The sequence below is a fragment of the Rhizobium sp. SL86 genome (genome assembly GCF_026672545.1).
GTDB lineage: Bacteria > Pseudomonadota > Alphaproteobacteria > Rhizobiales > Rhizobiaceae > Neorhizobium.
The window spans coordinates 77482-92782 of sequence record NZ_JAPPRJ010000005.1 but is presented as its reverse complement, the minus strand read 5'-3'; the positions used below and the strand labels follow the sequence as shown (position 1 = coordinate 92782).

Below are 15301 nucleotides of genomic sequence, written 5' to 3'. Positions count from 1 at the left end.
CATGTCCGCAAAAGCCTTCGTGGCCCTCGTCACGTGCTTCAACGAAGACGAGACCATCAATTTTGAAGCGACGCGGGCGCAGGTGCGCCGTCAGGTGGCCGCCGGCAACAATATCATGTGTGCCGGCACCAATGGTGACTTCACGGCCCTTACCTTCGAGGAAAAGGTGCGGTTGACGGAAGAAGTGGTGGACGAGGTCTCCGGCAAGGCACAGGTGATCGTCAATGCCGGCATGCCGGCGACATTCGAGACGCTGAAGCTTGCCCGGGAATTCGATCGGATTGGTGTGGACGGGATCGCGGTGATCACGCCCTTCTTTATCGCCTGCACGCAGGATGGTCTCATTCGTCACTTTTCGACCGTCGCCGATGCCGTCGATACGCCTGTTTATCTCTACGACATCCCGGCTCGCACGCAGAACCACATCGAACCGGAAACGGCCAGGCATCTGGCGGGCCACGGCAATATTGCCGGCATCAAGGATTCCGGTGGAGCACAGCAGACGCTCGAAGCCTATCTGCAGGTTGCGCGGGATGTGCCGGGCTTCGAAGTCTATTCCGGACCGGACCACCTTGTTCTCTGGTCCCTGCAAAATGGCGCCGCCGGCTGCATTTCAGGCCTCGGCAACGCGCTGCCGCAGGTGCTTGCCGGCATTCTGGCCGGCTTCAATCGCGGTGATATGGCTGAAGCCGAACGGCAGCAGGCTATTTATACCGCTTTTCGTACCGACCTCTATGCGTTGGGCTTTGCGCCCGCCATGGTCAAGCGTGCGCTTTACCTGCAGGATGCGTCCGTAGGCGCCAGCCGGCAGCCGGCACTTCTGCCGGATCCGGTGCAGGACGAGAAGATCCGTGAGATTCTTGATCGCTACGGGATCGGTCAGCCAAGCGATGGAGGCTAAATTAGAAAGCCCGGATGGATCTTCCTCAGTTCCGACTGCAGCGTACGGAAAGCCTTGAAACGCTTATCGGGTCTGCCTCACTTTGTGTGGAGATCAGCCCAATTTGATGGGCATCATCCGCGCTCTGAGAAGCTCTACACCTGCTCGGCCATACATGGCGCGCTTGATCGTCTTCAGTCGATTGATCTGACCTTCCGTTTGACCATTGCTCCAAGGCATGTCGATGGCGTTACGGACAGCGTCGATATCGCGGCGAAGAACGCGGGCAAAGCGGGCTATCCTCGTCTGAACATGACCTAGTTTGATACATGCTCCGTCCAGCCAGCTTGCTTCGCGGCATGCCAGCGCATCAAAGCCGAATATGGCCCAAAGGCGATTTCGCTCACGGCATAATCAGATGCCGATCCCGAAACCGGCAACACCACATTGAGCGCAATCCGGGGTGGGCAACTGCCACCGCCGCCTTCGAACGTGCCGAACCCAGGGTTGGAGACAGACAGAAGATGCTAAATGTCCGATGAAGGCCCGGTCGCCAAAGGCAAAGAAGCACCCGTTTACGCCAAGGCATTAAAGCTTCTGTCGCTTCCTGAACCCGCACCATCCAATCCGGCATTCGCGCTGCCTGTCGAACGGCTGACCCGGAACTAGGAAACTGGGCGCGCCTTTTCCGTTGAGGGCACCCGGTTCGTGTCGACTGAACCGCGCCGAGTTTGCCGGAGTGCGGATTCCGATCTGAAGCCGACCGGATGGCGTCGCCTTAACCGATCAATGCTGATTGGCACGATAATGTGTCTACATGACTGAAGCCCCGCCCACCCGCTATAGACGCCATCGCTTTCCAGCCGAGATCATCGCCCATGCGGTATGGTTGTATTTCCGATTTCCGCTCAGCTTACGCGACGTCGAAGATCTGCTGGCCGAGCGCGGCATTAACGTCTCGTTCCAGACTGTCTCGGAATGGGCGGCGAAATTCGGCCTGAGGTTCGCTCAACAGCTCCGCCGGCGCTCGCGTGGCCACTTTGCCGACAAGTGGCAGCTTGATGAGATGGTGGTAACGATCAAGGGTAAGAAATACTGGCTGTGGCGCGCCGTCGATGCAACCGGTTATGTCCTTGATGCCCTGTTGCAAGGCCGAAGAAACAAGGCGGCCGCGCTGCGTTTGATGCGCAAGCTGCTCAAGAGCCAGCGCCGCGCCCCGCGCGTGATGGTGACCGACAAGCTGCGTTCCTATTCGGCTGCAAAGTCGGAGTTGATGCCGGGCGTCGAGCACCGCTCGCACAAGGGATTGAACAATCGCGCCGAGAACTCTCATCTTGCTGTGCGACGACGAGAGCGACGCATGATGCGCTTCAAGTCCGCGCGGCAATGTCAGCGTTTTGTCTCAACTCACGGCCAGATCGCCAATCTTTTTCTTCTTCACCGGAAATTCCTGTCCGCCGCAGACCATCGCCAGCTTCGTGCTCACGCCTTCTCGACCTGGCGGGAAATCGCTTTGTCGATTGCAGCGTGAAAATCAGACCAAAGGGTGTTGCCGCGACTCGAACTCGGTTAAGGCGACGCCACCGATCGGCGATCGTGTCGCGATTTCGCCGAGCCGCCCCTGCAATGAATGTGACTACTGCCTCGAAGGTAAGCAGAACCATTGCTGCAACATGCGCTTTTATGGTTCGGCTATGCCAATGCCGCACATCCAGGGAGCCTTCCGTCAACGACTGGTCGCGGAAGCTTGGCAGTGCCATCCGGTCGATGATGGGATACCCATCTATGAGGCAGCCATGGCAGAACCTTTTGCCATGGCACTGCATGCGGTAAAGCGCTCGGGATCCTTGGCCAACAAACGCGTGCTGGTCACGGGCTGCGGCCCGATCGGGGCGCTTGCGATCATTGCCGCACGCGCCCATGGGGCTAGCGAGATCGTCGCGACAGATGTGATGGACGAGGTACTGAAAAAGGCGCTGAAGGTGGGCGCCGATCGTGTGATCAACAGTGCCGAGAACCCTGAACGACTTTCAGACTATGCTGCGAACAAGGGCTACTTCGATGTGCAGTTCGAGGCCTCCGGCAACGAGCGTGCCATGCTCTCGGGGCTGGAAGCGCTCCGGCCGCAGTCGACCCTGGTGCAGCTGGGTCTAGGGGGCGACATCTCCTTCCCGCAGAACATGGTGGTGACAAAAGAGATCGAACTTAAGGGCACGTTCCGATTCCACGAAGAGTTTGGATTGGCAGTTGATCTGATCAACCGACGTCGAGTTGATCTCTCGCCTCTCCTCACGGGGGTCTATCCGATTGATGAGGCCGTGCGCGCCTTCGATATTGCCGGAGATCGAACCCAATCCATGAAAGTTCAGCTTGCGTTCTGATCGCGCTGAGAAATTGAGATAGGCATTATGCAGCAAGCGGAAATCGGACTGATCGGTCTCGGAGTCATGGGCTCAAATCTGGCGCTCAACATTGCCGAGAAAGGCAATCGCATCGCGGTCTTCAACCGGACGCCGGCGCGCACGGATGAATTCCTCGGGGAAGCCGGGGATCTGGCCGGCCAGATCATCGGTTGCCATACGATTGAAGAGTTTGTCGCCGCCATCCGTCCGCCGCGCCCGATCATCATCATGATCAAGGCCGGCGAGGCCGTCGACCAGCAGATGGCAGCCCTTCTGCCGCATCTCGCCAAAAACGACATCATGATCGATGCCGGCAATGCCAATTTCCGCGACACGGTTGCACGCTTCGAAAAGCTCGCCGGAACCGACGTGACCTTTATCGGCATGGGTGTGTCCGGTGGCGAGGAAGGCGCCCGCCACGGTCCCTCGATCATGGTTGGCGGCACGGAAGAGAGCTGGAAGCGCGTCGAGCCGGTGCTGACCTCGATCGCGGCCAAGTTCAACGACGAACCTTGCGTTGCCTGGCTCGGCACCGATGGCGCAGGTCACTTCGTCAAGACGATCCATAACGGCATCGAATATGCCGACATGCAGATGATCGCCGAGATTTACGGTATCCTGCGCGACGGCCTCAAGATGTCGGCTGCCGAAATCGGCGACATCTTCGGTCAGTGGAACAAGGGCCGCCTCAACTCCTACCTGATCGAGATCACCGAAAAGGTGCTGAAGGCCACCGATCCGGAAACCGGCAAGGCGATGGTCGACGTGATCGTCGATTCTGCCGGCCAGAAGGGCACAGGCAAGTGGTCGGCCATCGAGGCGCAGAACCTCGCGGTTGCTGCATCCGGAATCGAGGCCGCGGTTGCCGGCCGCGTGCTTTCCTCGCTGCGCGAAGAGCGTATCGCTGCCGAAAAGCTCTTCGGCCTGCCGGGACTGCCGGAGGCGCCTAAGGACAAGGCCGCCTTCATCGCCGATCTCGAGAACGCGCTGCTCGCTGCCAAGATTGCGGCCTATGCGCAGGGCTTTGCCGTGATGTCCTCGGCCTCGGAAGAGTTCAACTGGTCGCTGCCCATGCCGACGATCGCCAATATCTGGCGCGCCGGCTGCATCATCCGCTCGCAGTTCCTTGACGAGATCACCGCGGCCTTTACCAAGGATCCTGATGTGGCGAACCTCGTCGTCACGCCGGCCTTTGCCGCCATGGTCAAGGAAACCGACGGGGCACTTCGCCGCGTGGTTGCCCATCCAGTCCTGTCCGGCCTGCCGGTCCCGGCGCTGGCCTCGGCGCTCTCCTACTTCGACACCTATCGTCGCTCAGGGAACGGCCACCCTCTTGAAGGCGAACCAGCCCGAAGGTTTCGATTGTCCCGGCTGCGCCTGGCCTGACCCAACGCATACGTCATCTTTCGAGTTCTGCGAAAACGGTGCCAAGGCGATCACTTGGGAATCCACCGCCAAGCGCGTCGGCCCCGATTTCTTTGCCGACCACACCGTTGCCGAGATGTGGAATTGGACCGATCACGAGCTTGAGAACCAGGGGCGCCTCACACACCCGCTGATCTATGACGCAAGCATCGATCGCTACCAGATTATCGAGTGGAATGAAGCCTTCCGCCTGATCGGCCAGGAGCTGAACGCTCTTGAAAGCCCGAACCAGGCCGAGTTCTACACCTCGGTGTCAACGGCGGAGTAAAAACCGGCCATGCGGCGGCGCAAAAGTCGGCCACTGTGGCGCGCGCATGAGACCGCCGGGAGGGCGTAGCCCGAGCGGTGGTCTCATGCGCGCGTTGCGATTTTTTTGAAGGGTTTCAGCCGGCCTTTCGGGCGCGGCTTTGGGCGAGACGATAGCTATCGCCGTTCATTTCAAGGATGTTGACGTGGTGGGTGATTCGATCGAGCAGCGCGCCGGTCAGGCGCTTTGACCCCAGAGTTTCCGTCCATTCGTCAAACGGAAGATTGCTGGTGATCAGCGTGGCGCCCCGTTCGTAGCGTTGCGAGATCAACTCGAACAGCAATTCCGCCCCGGTCTTTGACAGCGGCACAAAGCCCAGTTCATCGATGATCAGCAGCTTGTAGGCGGCCATCTGTTTCTGGAAGCGGATGAGACGGCGTTCGTCACGCGCCTCCATCATCTCGCTGACCAGAGCGGCGGCTGTGGTGAAACCGACGGAGAGGCCCTTTTGGCATGCCGCCAAGCCGAGGCCTAGAGCCACATGGGTCTTGCCTGTGCCGCTGGGCCCAAGCGCGATGACGTTCTCGCGACGCTCGATCCATTCGCAACGGGCCAGGTCCAACACCTGCATCTTGTTGAGCTTGGGGATGGCGGCGAAGTCGAAGCTGTCCAGGCTTTTGACGACCGGGAACCTGGCCGCCTTGATGCGACGCTCGACCTTGCGGCGATCCCGCTCGATCATCTCCCGCTCGGCAAGCCGGAAGAGGTATCCGACATGATCAATGCTTTCGGTGGCGCATAGCCGGGCCAGCTTCTGGTGCTCACGCTGGAACGTCGGCAGCTTCAGGACTTTGAGATAGTGCGCGAGAAGGATCTCGGGTGCTTCTGTGCTCATGCCGCTTCTCCAGCATCCGATGACAGCAGGCGCATGTAGGCCTTCGCCGAGGTCGTCTCGACCGTCGCCCGTGGCAGGTAGGGATAGATCGCCAGGTCCAACCGCGGCGGCCGGCGCTCCACACGGCACAGGATCAGATGCTTGACGGCGTCGAAGCCAATCGCGCCGAGCTGGATGGCCTGCTTTACGGCCGCATGCAGGTCCGCAAGGTCGAAGCTTTCCAGCAGGCGAAGAACCTGCACATATTCCCGCCGGCCATGCTTGGCCATTCTGCCTTCCATCAGCCGGCGCAGCGTGGCGAATTCGTCCGGCAGGTCCCATCCTTGCAGAGGTGCGGCCTGATCCAGAGAATTTATCTTATGCTCGATCAGCGGCAGATAATGAACAGGGTCGAAGATGACGTCTTCGCGCTCCCAGCACCGCGGATGGCGGGCGATGATCGCGCCTCGGCAGCCGATCACCACTGCATCGACATAGCCCCGGACCCAAACATCCTGATGCCCATAGGCAACCGGCACGGAATAGTCGTTGGTCTTGTAACGCACCAGCGACCGGGCCGTCACAATGGCGCTGGCATGGTCGCAGGCGTCAAACGGCGACGCCGGCAAGGGGCGCATGGCAGCCAGATCGCGCTGTAGCCGTTCTCCGATCGTCTCGCTCTCGCCGCGCAGCCGGTCGCGCTGGCGTTTGCGGCACTGCTCTTCCAGAAAGGTATTGAACGCATCCCATGCCGGAAACTGCGGGATCGGAACCATGAAGTTGCGCCTGCTATAACCGACGAGACCTTCGACATTGCCTTTATCGTTGCCCTTCCCCGGACGGCCATAGCGATCACGGATCAGGTAATTAGACAGAAATCCGCTGAACAGTGTTGCCCGCTTGCGTGTGCCGTCGGGCAAGATCTTGGCGACGAGGCAGCGATCATTGTCATAAACGATCGATTGCGGCACGGCCCCGAAGAAGGCGAATGCATGGACGTGGCCGTCGATCCAGGCCTCGGCCACCGCCGCCGGATAAGCCCGCACGTAGCAGCCGTCGCTATGCGGCAAGTCGAGCACGAAGAAATGAGCCTTCTGCTCCACGCCGCCAATGACCACCATCGCCTCGCCGAAATCGGCCTGCGCGTGGCCGGGCGGATGCGACAGCGGCACGAACACTTCCCTGCGACGCTGATCCCGCTCGCGAATATAGTCCTTGATGATCGTGTAACCGCCCGTGAAACCGCACTCGTCACGCAGCCGGTCAAACACTCGCTTGGCCGTATGGCGCTGCTTGCGCGGCAGCTTCACGTCCTCGTCAAGCCAGTGATCGATCGTCGAGATAAACGCATCAAGCTTGGGCCGCCGGATCGGTGATTGCCGCTGATAGCCGGGTGGCGTCGAATAGGACAGCATCTTGGACACGCTGTCGCGCGAAATGTTGAAATGCTTTGCAGCTTGACGCCGGCTCATTCCTTCAGAGCAGGCCAGACGAACCTTCAGATATAATTCCACGGTATAGATCCCCAGGCCCTCCTGCATTCGTCGCAGAAGGAAAATAGGTGGCCGACTTTTACGCCGCCCGAAGCGGGACTATCCCGCCGCTACCGTGGTCTAATTTTGCACCGCCGCTCTCAATCGAAATCAGAGAGGTCAAGAACTTGAAGGCGGGAGACAGCCTCAAGATCGGGATTGATCCGAGCAGGGCTCTCCTGTTCCACGCGTCCAGCGGCTTGCGTATCCGGTGAGGCTAATGTCAACGACAGTAAAGAAATGTCTTGTAACTTTCGCGTGTGGTGAAGGTCTGCTGTGCTAGGGACGACGTCCGAGTCTGTCGGCGACCTGAAGGCGCTCTTGTTGCGTGACTGCGGCCAGTCGCGCGACCAATGCGGTCTGCAGGACGCTTTCGGCGCTTTTCATGCGCCCCGACTTCTCCGACAACAACCGATCGAGAGCAGCCGGATCGAAAGGTTCCGCCGTCAGGATGGCCCGAAGATCGGCAATATTACTGTCGGACAGATCGCGAAATGCCGGATTGTTGCGCAGAAGGTGGACGACCTCGTCCCGATAGGGAGCAGGCAGCGCGTCGAACAGCATGTTGCGCGAGACCTCGACTGAGCGCAGCGGCTTAGGCGGGTGGATGAACAGGGCATCGCCGATCATGAAACCGATGATTAGGGCGTTGAGGCTCAGCGAGCCGATGAAGATCCGCCGATGTATCCGCGAAGGGATGGCCTCGATGAGGCGGTTGGACAATCTGTCGGTCATCTGCTGATCCGTTTCGTAATTCACTCGGTCATGCCTTCGGGTGTTGCGATGAGTTCCGATGGGTTTTCGGGCAGGTCTAAGGTGATCGCCGGGCTGTCGAGGCCAAGGCCGGGCAGCAACATCGCGGGATCACTGCCGAGCGCACCAAACCAGATGCCGCAGAACAATGAAGCAGTCATGCCAAGCGCGGGGCGCCATCCGCCGATCAGGCCAAGGATATCTTCGGCCATGAGGCGAAGAGAAAAGCGGGTAGGCTGGTCTGCCAGGCGCTCGCGCTTAGCGGCCAATTCATCACTTTCACGTTTTGCGTCAGCGATAAGCCTTGCTGTCAAAACGTCAGACGGGGCCGCCTCAATGCTGCGCAGATCGGCAAAAAAAAGCGCGTCCAGCCGGTCATCATTCATCTGCATAACCCAGGGCCTCCTTCTTCGACGCTAACGCAGCGGCAAGGGCGCGCTTGCCACGCGCGGTGAGCGACTCCACCGCCTCGACGCCTATATCCATGATCGCGGCGATTTCCGGATTGCCGAGCCCCTCGATAAAACGCAAGGACACGGCCAGCGCCTGGCGTTCGGGCAGTTCGCCCAGCGCCCGGCGCAGCGCATCCAGTCGCGCCTCCTGTTGCAGCGACGCGATGATGGCGGGATCGCCCGCGGTCATTTCACCCGGAACGGCATCGAACGGTACTGAGTTTCGGCGGCCCCGCAGGCGGTCCAGGCAAAGATTGGCCGTCACGCGATAGAGCCATGTGCTGACTTTGGCCCGCGCTTGCCAGGTCGGAGCCGCCCGCCACAGCCGGAGCATGGCCTCCTGCGTCATGTCCTCTGCTTCCGATCGGTTGCCGAGCAGACGAAGCGCCTGGGCGAGCACCCGAGGCGACAGCCGCTCGATGAGCTTTTGCGCCGCGCGGCTATCGCCGGTGGCGAAGGCTTTGAGCAGAGATGCATCTTCGTCCTGCAAGCGGGCGCAGTTCCTCTTTTCGGTCGATGCCGGCGCCAGCGACCGTATCGCCGGCATGGCCGGCATCAAGCGTGCCGGACAAAATAATACAGGACTGATTTCTCCCGGCGGCGTCAAGGTGATCACCCAAGCACTCACGAAGGTTGGCGACAAGAACTGCCTTCTTGAACGGTCGTGAATAGATTTTCCGTCGGAGGGCCGATCTTTCTCATTGGAACCGCGACGGAAACGACGTGAGCTTCCGTTCAAGCGCCAATGCAGTTGCCAGGATAACCCATGCGCTTCTTCCGATTTCTTCTGACCCGGCATCCATTGCCGATCGGCGTATTGGTCATCGCCCTTGCCGGGCTTACGTGCTGCCACGCGAGGTGATCATCCGCGAGATGCAGCTCGAACCCGATCACAAGCAGCCGACGCTGGCCGATGTGGTCGAGCATATGGGCATCACGTTGCCGGAGCTCGAGGCGCGGATCCGCCAGGCCAAGGCTGCGCTCGAAACGGAGCGGCGGCGGCATCACGGTGGGCGCGAGGACATATCGCCCGGTCTGGAGCATGGACGCGGCGAGGCCGGGGCTGGCGACCATGACTGATATTCTGCTGGGGCTCGTCCCGACCTATGGGCTGTGGCTCATAATGGGTGCCTTGCTGCTGTCATGCCTGGCGCTGCCGGTTCCCTCCTCGATCCTCGTGATGACCGCAGGCGGCTTTGCCTCCAGCGGCGATCTTGTGCTGTGGCAGGTTCAGATCTCAGCCTTTGGCGGGTTCGTGATCGGCGACCAGCTCGCCTATGGGCTGGCGCGCAAGGGTGGTGCACCGCTTTTGGCAAGGCTGCGTCGGCATCCGCGCATGGAAGGGCTGTTCGGGAAGGCCGAGGCGCTGCTCAACCGCCGGGGACCGGTGGCGGTTTTCTTGAGCCGCACCGTGTTCAGCCCGCTTGGTCCCTATATGGGATATCTCTCGGGCGCACTGTCTCTTCCCTGGGCCTCCTTCACGCTTGCTGTCGTTCTCGGTGCCGTGTGCTGGTGCTGCGGTTACAGCCTGCTCGGTTATGTCTTCGCCAGCCAGATCGCCCAGGTCGCCTCGCTCATCGGCAATGCGATCGGCATCGTGCTGCTCGGAACCCTGGTGCTGGCGACCGGCTTCCATCTCTGGCGCAGCTGGCGGCGCGAGCGAGGCGAGCCTTCCTTGAAAAATTCTGAGACCGGCGACGGAAACGTATGAGGGCGCCGTTCAACAGGCAATCAATCCATGGCCATTGTGGCCGCTTCCACGACATTGGAGCACACCATGAACAGACGCACATTCCTCGTCAGTCTTGCGGGCCTCGGTCTTGCCGCTGCCACGCCTCGTCTTGTCCTTGCCGTCGAGGGCGGCGCTGGTATTCAGGCGGTGACCGCCATCACGCAGGTCTTCGGCAATGGTCAGCGGCTAACGGCGCTGGCGCTCGATTACGGCACGGAGATCGAGACGGCCGCTCTGTCTCCTGACGCATTTGCTGTTGTCGACCGCACGGTAACCCGCGTCTATGCCAACACGACGGCAGATCTTTCCACCGAGGGAGGCAACGGCCGCTTCGTCATTGTTGAATTGTCGCCCAAGGATGCGGCAGCGCCGACCTATATCCAGGTGAAGCGCGACATCGTTCACAAGAAAGCCGAGGCGAGTGTAGTTCAGGCCAAGGCGGTGAAGACGGTTGCGGGCGATGAGATTGCTGCAAATGATACGCCTGTGACGAACACGGCCCAGAAGAACCTGATCGTCGACGAGTTCAAGCCGCTCGTCTATACCGATCCGGCGACCGGCAAGACGCTTGCCTACAATCTCTTCATTCCCCGCGACTACGACCCATCGAATCGCTATCCGCTCGTCAATTTCATGCATGACGCGGGCGTGACCTCGACCGAGGTCGACCGCACGCTGGTGCAGGGGCTGGGCGCAGTCATCTGGGCCGATCCAGCGGAACAGTTAAAGCGTCCCTGCTTCGTCGTGGCACCGCAGTTTCCCGAGCAGTTCGTCAACGACCAGTCGGACGAATCGCCCTATCTCGACCTCGTGGTCGGGCTGGTGAACTCCGTTGTTGCCGAGTATTCGATTGACCCGAACCGGCTCTACACGACGGGCCAGTCGGGTGGCGGCATGCTGTCGATCGCGATCAACATCAAGTATCCAGACCTGTTTGCAGCGTCCTTCCTCGTCGCCTGCCAATGGGCACCGGAACTCTGCAAGCCACTCGCCACCGACAAGATGTGGGTCGTGGTCAGCGCCGGCGACGTCAAGGCCTATCCTGGACAGAACGCCATCATGCAGGTTCTCGAAGCCGAAGGCGCCAAGGTCTCGCGGGCGGAATGGAATGGTCGGGCGACGCCCGCAGACCTCTCAGCGGCGGCTGCGGAACTGGAGAAGACCGGCGGCACGCCGATCCTCTATGCGCATTTCGCCACCGGCACGGTGCATCCCGAAGGGCAGGAGGACAGCCCCGGCGCCAACCACGTTAACACCTGGCGGATTGCCTACGAGATCGGGCATATCCGCGACTGGTTGTTTCGGCAGGTCAAGGTTTGAGCATGCCGCGCAATACGCTTTGAAGTTGAGGCATGCTTGTCAGAGATGCCTCAACTTCAGGTTCAGCGCGCTGCCGGATCACCGGCGTCCTCCAGGACCCTTGCGAGCCAGGCATAGGCCTCCGTGACGTCGTAGTCACCGCTATGAGGAGCCATCCAGGGCATGCGGAAGTCGACCGAATTGACGTCGTTATCCATTCGAACGGCTGTAGCCAGCGCAACCTCTACCGCGAAGGACGTGTCCCGGTCGATCATGCCGTGGCGGATGTACCAATAGGGTGCCGCCTTTGCATCGGTCCGAAGATAGGTCATCGGATTGATCAGGCGAATTTGTTCCGCCAGCGTTGCCCCAGCCCCAGCCCCAGCCCCAGCCCCGTCACCGGCAGTGTAGGCAAGCCAATCCTGCCCCGTGTCGTCGGCGCCAGAGCCGTCGCCTTCGACTTCGTTGTTGTCCCATCCGAACGCGCTGAAGTTTGAATAGGGCTGTGCTGCGGCACCGAAAAGCGAGTTCTCGCCGTCTGTCCCGACATTGCCGCTGTTGGCGGTTCGATCAAAGGCTGGAACGTTCTTCAACGCTGCCGTCTTGGTGACGAAACGCAGATAGGCGTCGATGTCAAAAGCGGTGACGGCGCCGTTATCGACGGTCACCCAGTCGTTTTCGATCTGCAGCTTTTGCTCGCCATCGCGTTGGCGCAGGGTAATTTCGAAATTCTGGCCGCGTGCGGGAACAGTGCCGCCAGACGCCAGGTGGCGCTCCACCTCTCGGCGCACCTCTCCGGCAATGGTTGCCTTCATATTGGCCGAGGTCAGGGGCGTCGCATCGGCAAGCACCAAGTTCAGGCTCGCGAGGTAGGCGGGATATGCCTCGGCGAGAATGGCAGAGGCGCGTTAGGCCGCGGCGCTCCAGCTGTTGCTGGCCGTGTTGTCTGAGGTCCGAATGCCCCGATACAGCCATTCATAGGCCATGTCCGCATTGGACAAGTCGGTAATCGGGCAATAGGCGATAACGGCGAAAACGTCGTCGTTGAGCGTACTCTTGGCATCCTCGCCGACACCCGCTGTGCCAATTTCGGCAAGGAGTGGCAGATAGTCGGGGCTGTTGCCACTGGCCGCGACCACAGATGACAGGCCGCCGCCGCCCGAGGTCCCCGTGATCACGATCCGCTCGGCCGAACCGGCCAGAGCGGCATCATTGAGCCTCAAGAAGCGAATGGCGGCCTTCGCGTCGATGACAGCGGCTGGAGCCTTGCCGGGCAATGTGCCGTCTGCCGCGACGATGCCGCGTCCGCGAGTGCCGACGTCGATATAGACATAGCCCGCCGCCAGCGCCGCTCCTACCTTGTCGGTGTCATTGTCCGATCGATAGGTGCCCCCCTGCTCGATGTCTTCCTTCAACTCGCTGGCGAACCAGCCGCCATTGTTGACGTTGAGGATCATGGCGGAGCCCGGCGTGGCGGTCTCAGGCACGAAGATCGCCAGTTTCTGATAGGTCGACGGGTCCGCCAGCGCCTGCGTATCGGCGCCGGACGGACTGCCTCCTGGTCCCATGCGTCGGGCGGGTTGCTGCTTGGCCATCTCGATCGGTTTCGCGACATAGACTGCCTCATAGCGCTGCAGCTGCACGGACTTGCCGTCCACAGTGACGGTCATGGACGTGTATGCCGAGGGATCGATCTTCAGCTTCTCGTCAAACGCACCCTGTGCCATGGCATTTCCGGCTCCCAATGCGATGATCAGCGAAACGCCACCGACCAACCCATGCATTCCAACTGACTTGTCTTTCATGGAGAAATCCTTCCTCGCGGCACGAGTTCTCATGATGCCTCAATGGTATCAATGTAAGGTGGCTTTAGTCTGACTCGAAACCTCCGGCTTTACCCGGTGGTCAACCAAACATCGAGTTCGGCAGAACGAGTGCAATCTGCGGGAAGATGATGATCAGCAGCAGCGCGACGATCATCGCCAGCAGAAACGGCATGACCCCCTTGAAGATGGTTGCGAGCGGGACATCTCCTGCGACGCCTCGGACGACGAAAACGTTCATTCCGACCGGCGGTGTAATCATGCCCATTTCGATCACGATGACCGCCACCACGCCGAACCAAATCGGGTCAAATCCGAACGACATCATGATCGGGTAGACGATCGGAATGGTGACGACCAGCATGGCGAGGCCGTCCATGAACATGCCGAGGATGATGTAGGCGAAGATGATCACGGCCAGCGAGCCGTAGGCTCCCAGACCCAGACCCTGGAGCCCTTCTCCCAGCACTGCGGGAATCCGGGTTACGGCGAAGAAGGGATTGAGGATATTAGCACCGATGACAATGGTGTACAGCATGGCTGAGGTGCGTAACGTGTCCTGAACCGCTCTCCAGAACCCTGCAACAGAGATCGAGCGCGTTGCGAAGGCGAGCAAAATCACCAGGGCGGCACCGATGCCGGAGGCTTCGACCGGCGTGAAGACGCCGACATAGATACCTCCGATCGACAGGACCATGACGCCAAGCAGTGGAGCGGAGCGTTTCACGGTGCCCAGCTTCTCCCGGAGCGTCATCGGTTCACCCCGAGGTCCAGCCTCCGGATTGAGCGTGGCGACGATCCAGACGACAATGACGAACAGGCCGGTCAGCAACAGACCAGGGACCACGCCCGCCATGAAGAGACGACCGATGGATTGCTCGGTCAGGATTGCATAGAGAACGAAACCCGTTGAGGGAGGGATCAGGAAGCCGAGCGTTCCGCCCGCGGCAATGGCACCCGTCGAGAGACCGGGTGCATAGCCGAGCCGTCGCATTTCAGGAAGTGCGACCTTGCCGAGCGTGACGGCTGTTGCAACCGACGAACCACAGACGGCCGCGAAGGCGGCACAGGCGATGACCGAAGCCGAGGCCAGTCCGCCGCGGAACCGTCCAACCCATGCATAGGCTGCATCGTAGAGGCCAGCGCTGAAGCCTGCCGCAGACGAGACGTTGCCGAGCAGGACGAACATGGGTGCTACAATCAGCGAGTACGAGGCCACTGCGGAAAAGCTTTCCGTCACGACCACGCCGCCGGCAGATCTTAAGCCCTCAAGGGCCCACATTCCGAAGAACCCGACGCACATCATGGCGAAGGCAACGGGCATGCGCAGCAGCATCAGGATGAACAGGCTGGCGATGCCGATCAGGCCGATTGTCATGGGGTTCATTTTTCAGCCTTTCCTGTCACGATGAGCAGGATTTCGATCGCAAAGACGAGGGCGCACAGGGCAACGCCGGCGGCCAACATGCCGTAGAATGGCCAAAGCGGCAGGCCGAGCATGTTGGTGGTGTCTTCGAACTCACGCGCATCCAGGAGCTTGTCCCAGGCACGAGACACCAGGATCAGCAAAACAACCCCAGAGAGGAGACGTGACAACACGTCGCCCAGACTACGCCCGGCGCGGCCCAGCCATTCGTCGAAGATGTCGACGCGCACATGTGCGTTGCTCCGCGTGGCATAGGGCAACGCAAGCATGACAAGGCCGACCCCGGTCATCTGGACGATCTCATCGACACCTGTGATCGGCATGTTCAGAAGATAGCGGGTCATCACGCCGAAGGTGATGGTTGCCATCATGAACAGCAGGCTGATCCCGGCAAGCACCGAAAGGGCACGGGTGGCGCGGTCCATGAACCGCGCCAGGGGTGATCGCTCAACCGCA

General features: G+C 60.6%; 16 protein-coding genes and 3 pseudogenes. 9 read left to right on the top strand and 10 right to left on the bottom strand.

What is annotated here, in order from left to right; all coding sequences use genetic code 11:
• The first annotated feature begins 1 nt into the window (after position 1).
• Positions 2 to 901 carry a dihydrodipicolinate synthase family protein gene (locus OU993_RS18665; protein ID WP_268160031.1) on the top strand — a complete coding sequence of 300 codons (900 nt, stop codon included), beginning with the start codon at positions 2 to 4 and terminating at the stop codon, positions 899 to 901.
• Between the two features lie 93 nt (positions 902 to 994).
• Here OU993_RS18665 and OU993_RS18660 read toward each other — a convergent pair.
• Positions 995 to 1171: pseudogene (locus OU993_RS18660) on the bottom strand (transposase); the annotation flags it as partial.
• Between the two features lie 240 nt (positions 1172 to 1411).
• Between OU993_RS18660 and OU993_RS18655 the strand changes: the two are divergent.
• From OU993_RS18655 to OU993_RS18635, 5 genes and pseudogenes are all read left to right on the top strand, one after another.
• Positions 1412 to 1549 (top strand): hypothetical protein, encoded by a 138-nt coding sequence (locus OU993_RS18655; RefSeq protein WP_268160029.1) that lies wholly within the window; start codon positions 1412 to 1414, stop codon positions 1547 to 1549.
• Between the two features lie 148 nt (positions 1550 to 1697).
• Positions 1698 to 2411, top strand: coding sequence for an IS6 family transposase (locus OU993_RS18650; protein ID WP_268160028.1), 714 nt, complete (start codon positions 1698 to 1700; stop codon positions 2409 to 2411).
• Between the two features lie 55 nt (positions 2412 to 2466).
• Positions 2467 to 3261: pseudogene (locus tag OU993_RS18645) on the top strand (L-idonate 5-dehydrogenase); the annotation flags it as partial.
• Between the two features lie 27 nt (positions 3262 to 3288).
• Positions 3289 to 4630, top strand: a pseudogene (gndA, locus tag OU993_RS18640) (NADP-dependent phosphogluconate dehydrogenase); the annotation flags it as partial.
• Positions 4616 to 4975, top strand: a complete 360-nt coding sequence (locus OU993_RS18635; protein WP_326493853.1) for a hypothetical protein — start codon at positions 4616 to 4618, stop codon at positions 4973 to 4975. The pseudogene gndA and the gene OU993_RS18635, both read left to right, overlap by 15 nt.
• 115 nt (positions 4976 to 5090) lie before the next feature.
• Here the strand turns inward: OU993_RS18635 and istB are convergent, their stop codons facing one another.
• The 5 genes from istB to OU993_RS18610 all read right to left on the bottom strand — a co-directional run bounded on the left by istB (position 5091) and on the right by OU993_RS18610 (position 9418).
• On the bottom strand, positions 5091 to 5849 hold the full coding sequence (gene istB / locus OU993_RS18630; protein WP_268160026.1) for an IS21-like element helper ATPase IstB: 759 nt from the start codon (positions 5847 to 5849) through the stop codon (positions 5091 to 5093).
• A complete protein-coding gene (gene istA, locus OU993_RS18625) occupies positions 5846 to 7342 on the bottom strand; it encodes an IS21 family transposase (RefSeq protein ID WP_268160024.1) in 1497 nt (498 codons plus the stop codon). The genes istB and istA overlap by 4 nt, the downstream gene beginning before the upstream one ends.
• Positions 7343 to 7639: 297 nt before the next feature.
• On the bottom strand, positions 7640 to 8095 hold the full coding sequence (locus OU993_RS18620) for a periplasmic heavy metal sensor (protein WP_268160022.1): 456 nt from the start codon (positions 8093 to 8095) through the stop codon (positions 7640 to 7642).
• 20 nt (positions 8096 to 8115) lie between these two features.
• Positions 8116 to 8505, bottom strand: coding sequence for a hypothetical protein (locus tag OU993_RS18615; protein ID WP_268160020.1), 390 nt, complete (start codon positions 8503 to 8505; stop codon positions 8116 to 8118).
• Positions 8492 to 9418, bottom strand: coding sequence for a sigma-70 family RNA polymerase sigma factor (locus OU993_RS18610; protein WP_268160019.1), 927 nt, complete (start codon positions 9416 to 9418; stop codon positions 8492 to 8494). The genes OU993_RS18615 and OU993_RS18610 overlap by 14 nt, the downstream gene beginning before the upstream one ends.
• Between OU993_RS18610 and OU993_RS18605 the strand changes: the two genes are divergently transcribed.
• The 3 genes from OU993_RS18605 (at position 9409) to OU993_RS18595 (ending at position 11617) form a co-directional block, all read left to right on the top strand.
• Positions 9409 to 9645, top strand: a complete 237-nt coding sequence (locus OU993_RS18605; protein WP_268160017.1) for a hypothetical protein — start codon at positions 9409 to 9411, stop codon at positions 9643 to 9645. The genes OU993_RS18610 and OU993_RS18605 overlap by 10 nt on opposite strands.
• Positions 9638 to 10276 (top strand): DedA family protein, encoded by a 639-nt coding sequence (locus OU993_RS18600; protein WP_268160015.1) that lies wholly within the window; start codon positions 9638 to 9640, stop codon positions 10274 to 10276. The genes OU993_RS18605 and OU993_RS18600 overlap by 8 nt, the downstream gene beginning before the upstream one ends.
• 66 nt (positions 10277 to 10342) lie before the next feature.
• On the top strand, positions 10343 to 11617 hold the full coding sequence (locus OU993_RS18595) for a PHB depolymerase family esterase (RefSeq protein ID WP_268160013.1): 1275 nt from the start codon (positions 10343 to 10345) through the stop codon (positions 11615 to 11617).
• Between the two features lie 62 nt (positions 11618 to 11679).
• Here OU993_RS18595 and OU993_RS18590 read toward each other — a convergent pair whose 3' ends face one another.
• The 4 genes from OU993_RS18590 to OU993_RS18575 form a co-directional block, all read right to left on the bottom strand.
• Positions 11680 to 12450, bottom strand: a complete 771-nt coding sequence (locus OU993_RS18590) for a hypothetical protein (RefSeq protein WP_268160012.1) — start codon at positions 12448 to 12450, stop codon at positions 11680 to 11682.
• 54 nt (positions 12451 to 12504) lie between these two features.
• Positions 12505 to 13401: an alpha/beta hydrolase fold domain-containing protein gene (locus OU993_RS18585; protein WP_268160010.1), complete on the bottom strand. Its 897-nt coding sequence runs from the start codon at positions 13399 to 13401 to the stop codon at positions 12505 to 12507.
• Positions 13402 to 13501: 100 nt separating this feature from the next.
• Entirely contained in the window at positions 13502 to 14806 is a 1305-nt protein-coding gene (locus tag OU993_RS18580; protein WP_268160008.1) for a TRAP transporter large permease, read from the bottom strand.
• Positions 14803 to 15270: a TRAP transporter small permease gene (locus OU993_RS18575; RefSeq protein ID WP_268160007.1), complete on the bottom strand. Its 468-nt coding sequence runs from the start codon at positions 15268 to 15270 to the stop codon at positions 14803 to 14805. Before OU993_RS18575 ends, OU993_RS18580 begins: the two co-directional genes overlap by 4 nt.
• Between the last annotated feature and the right edge of the window lie 31 nt (positions 15271 to 15301).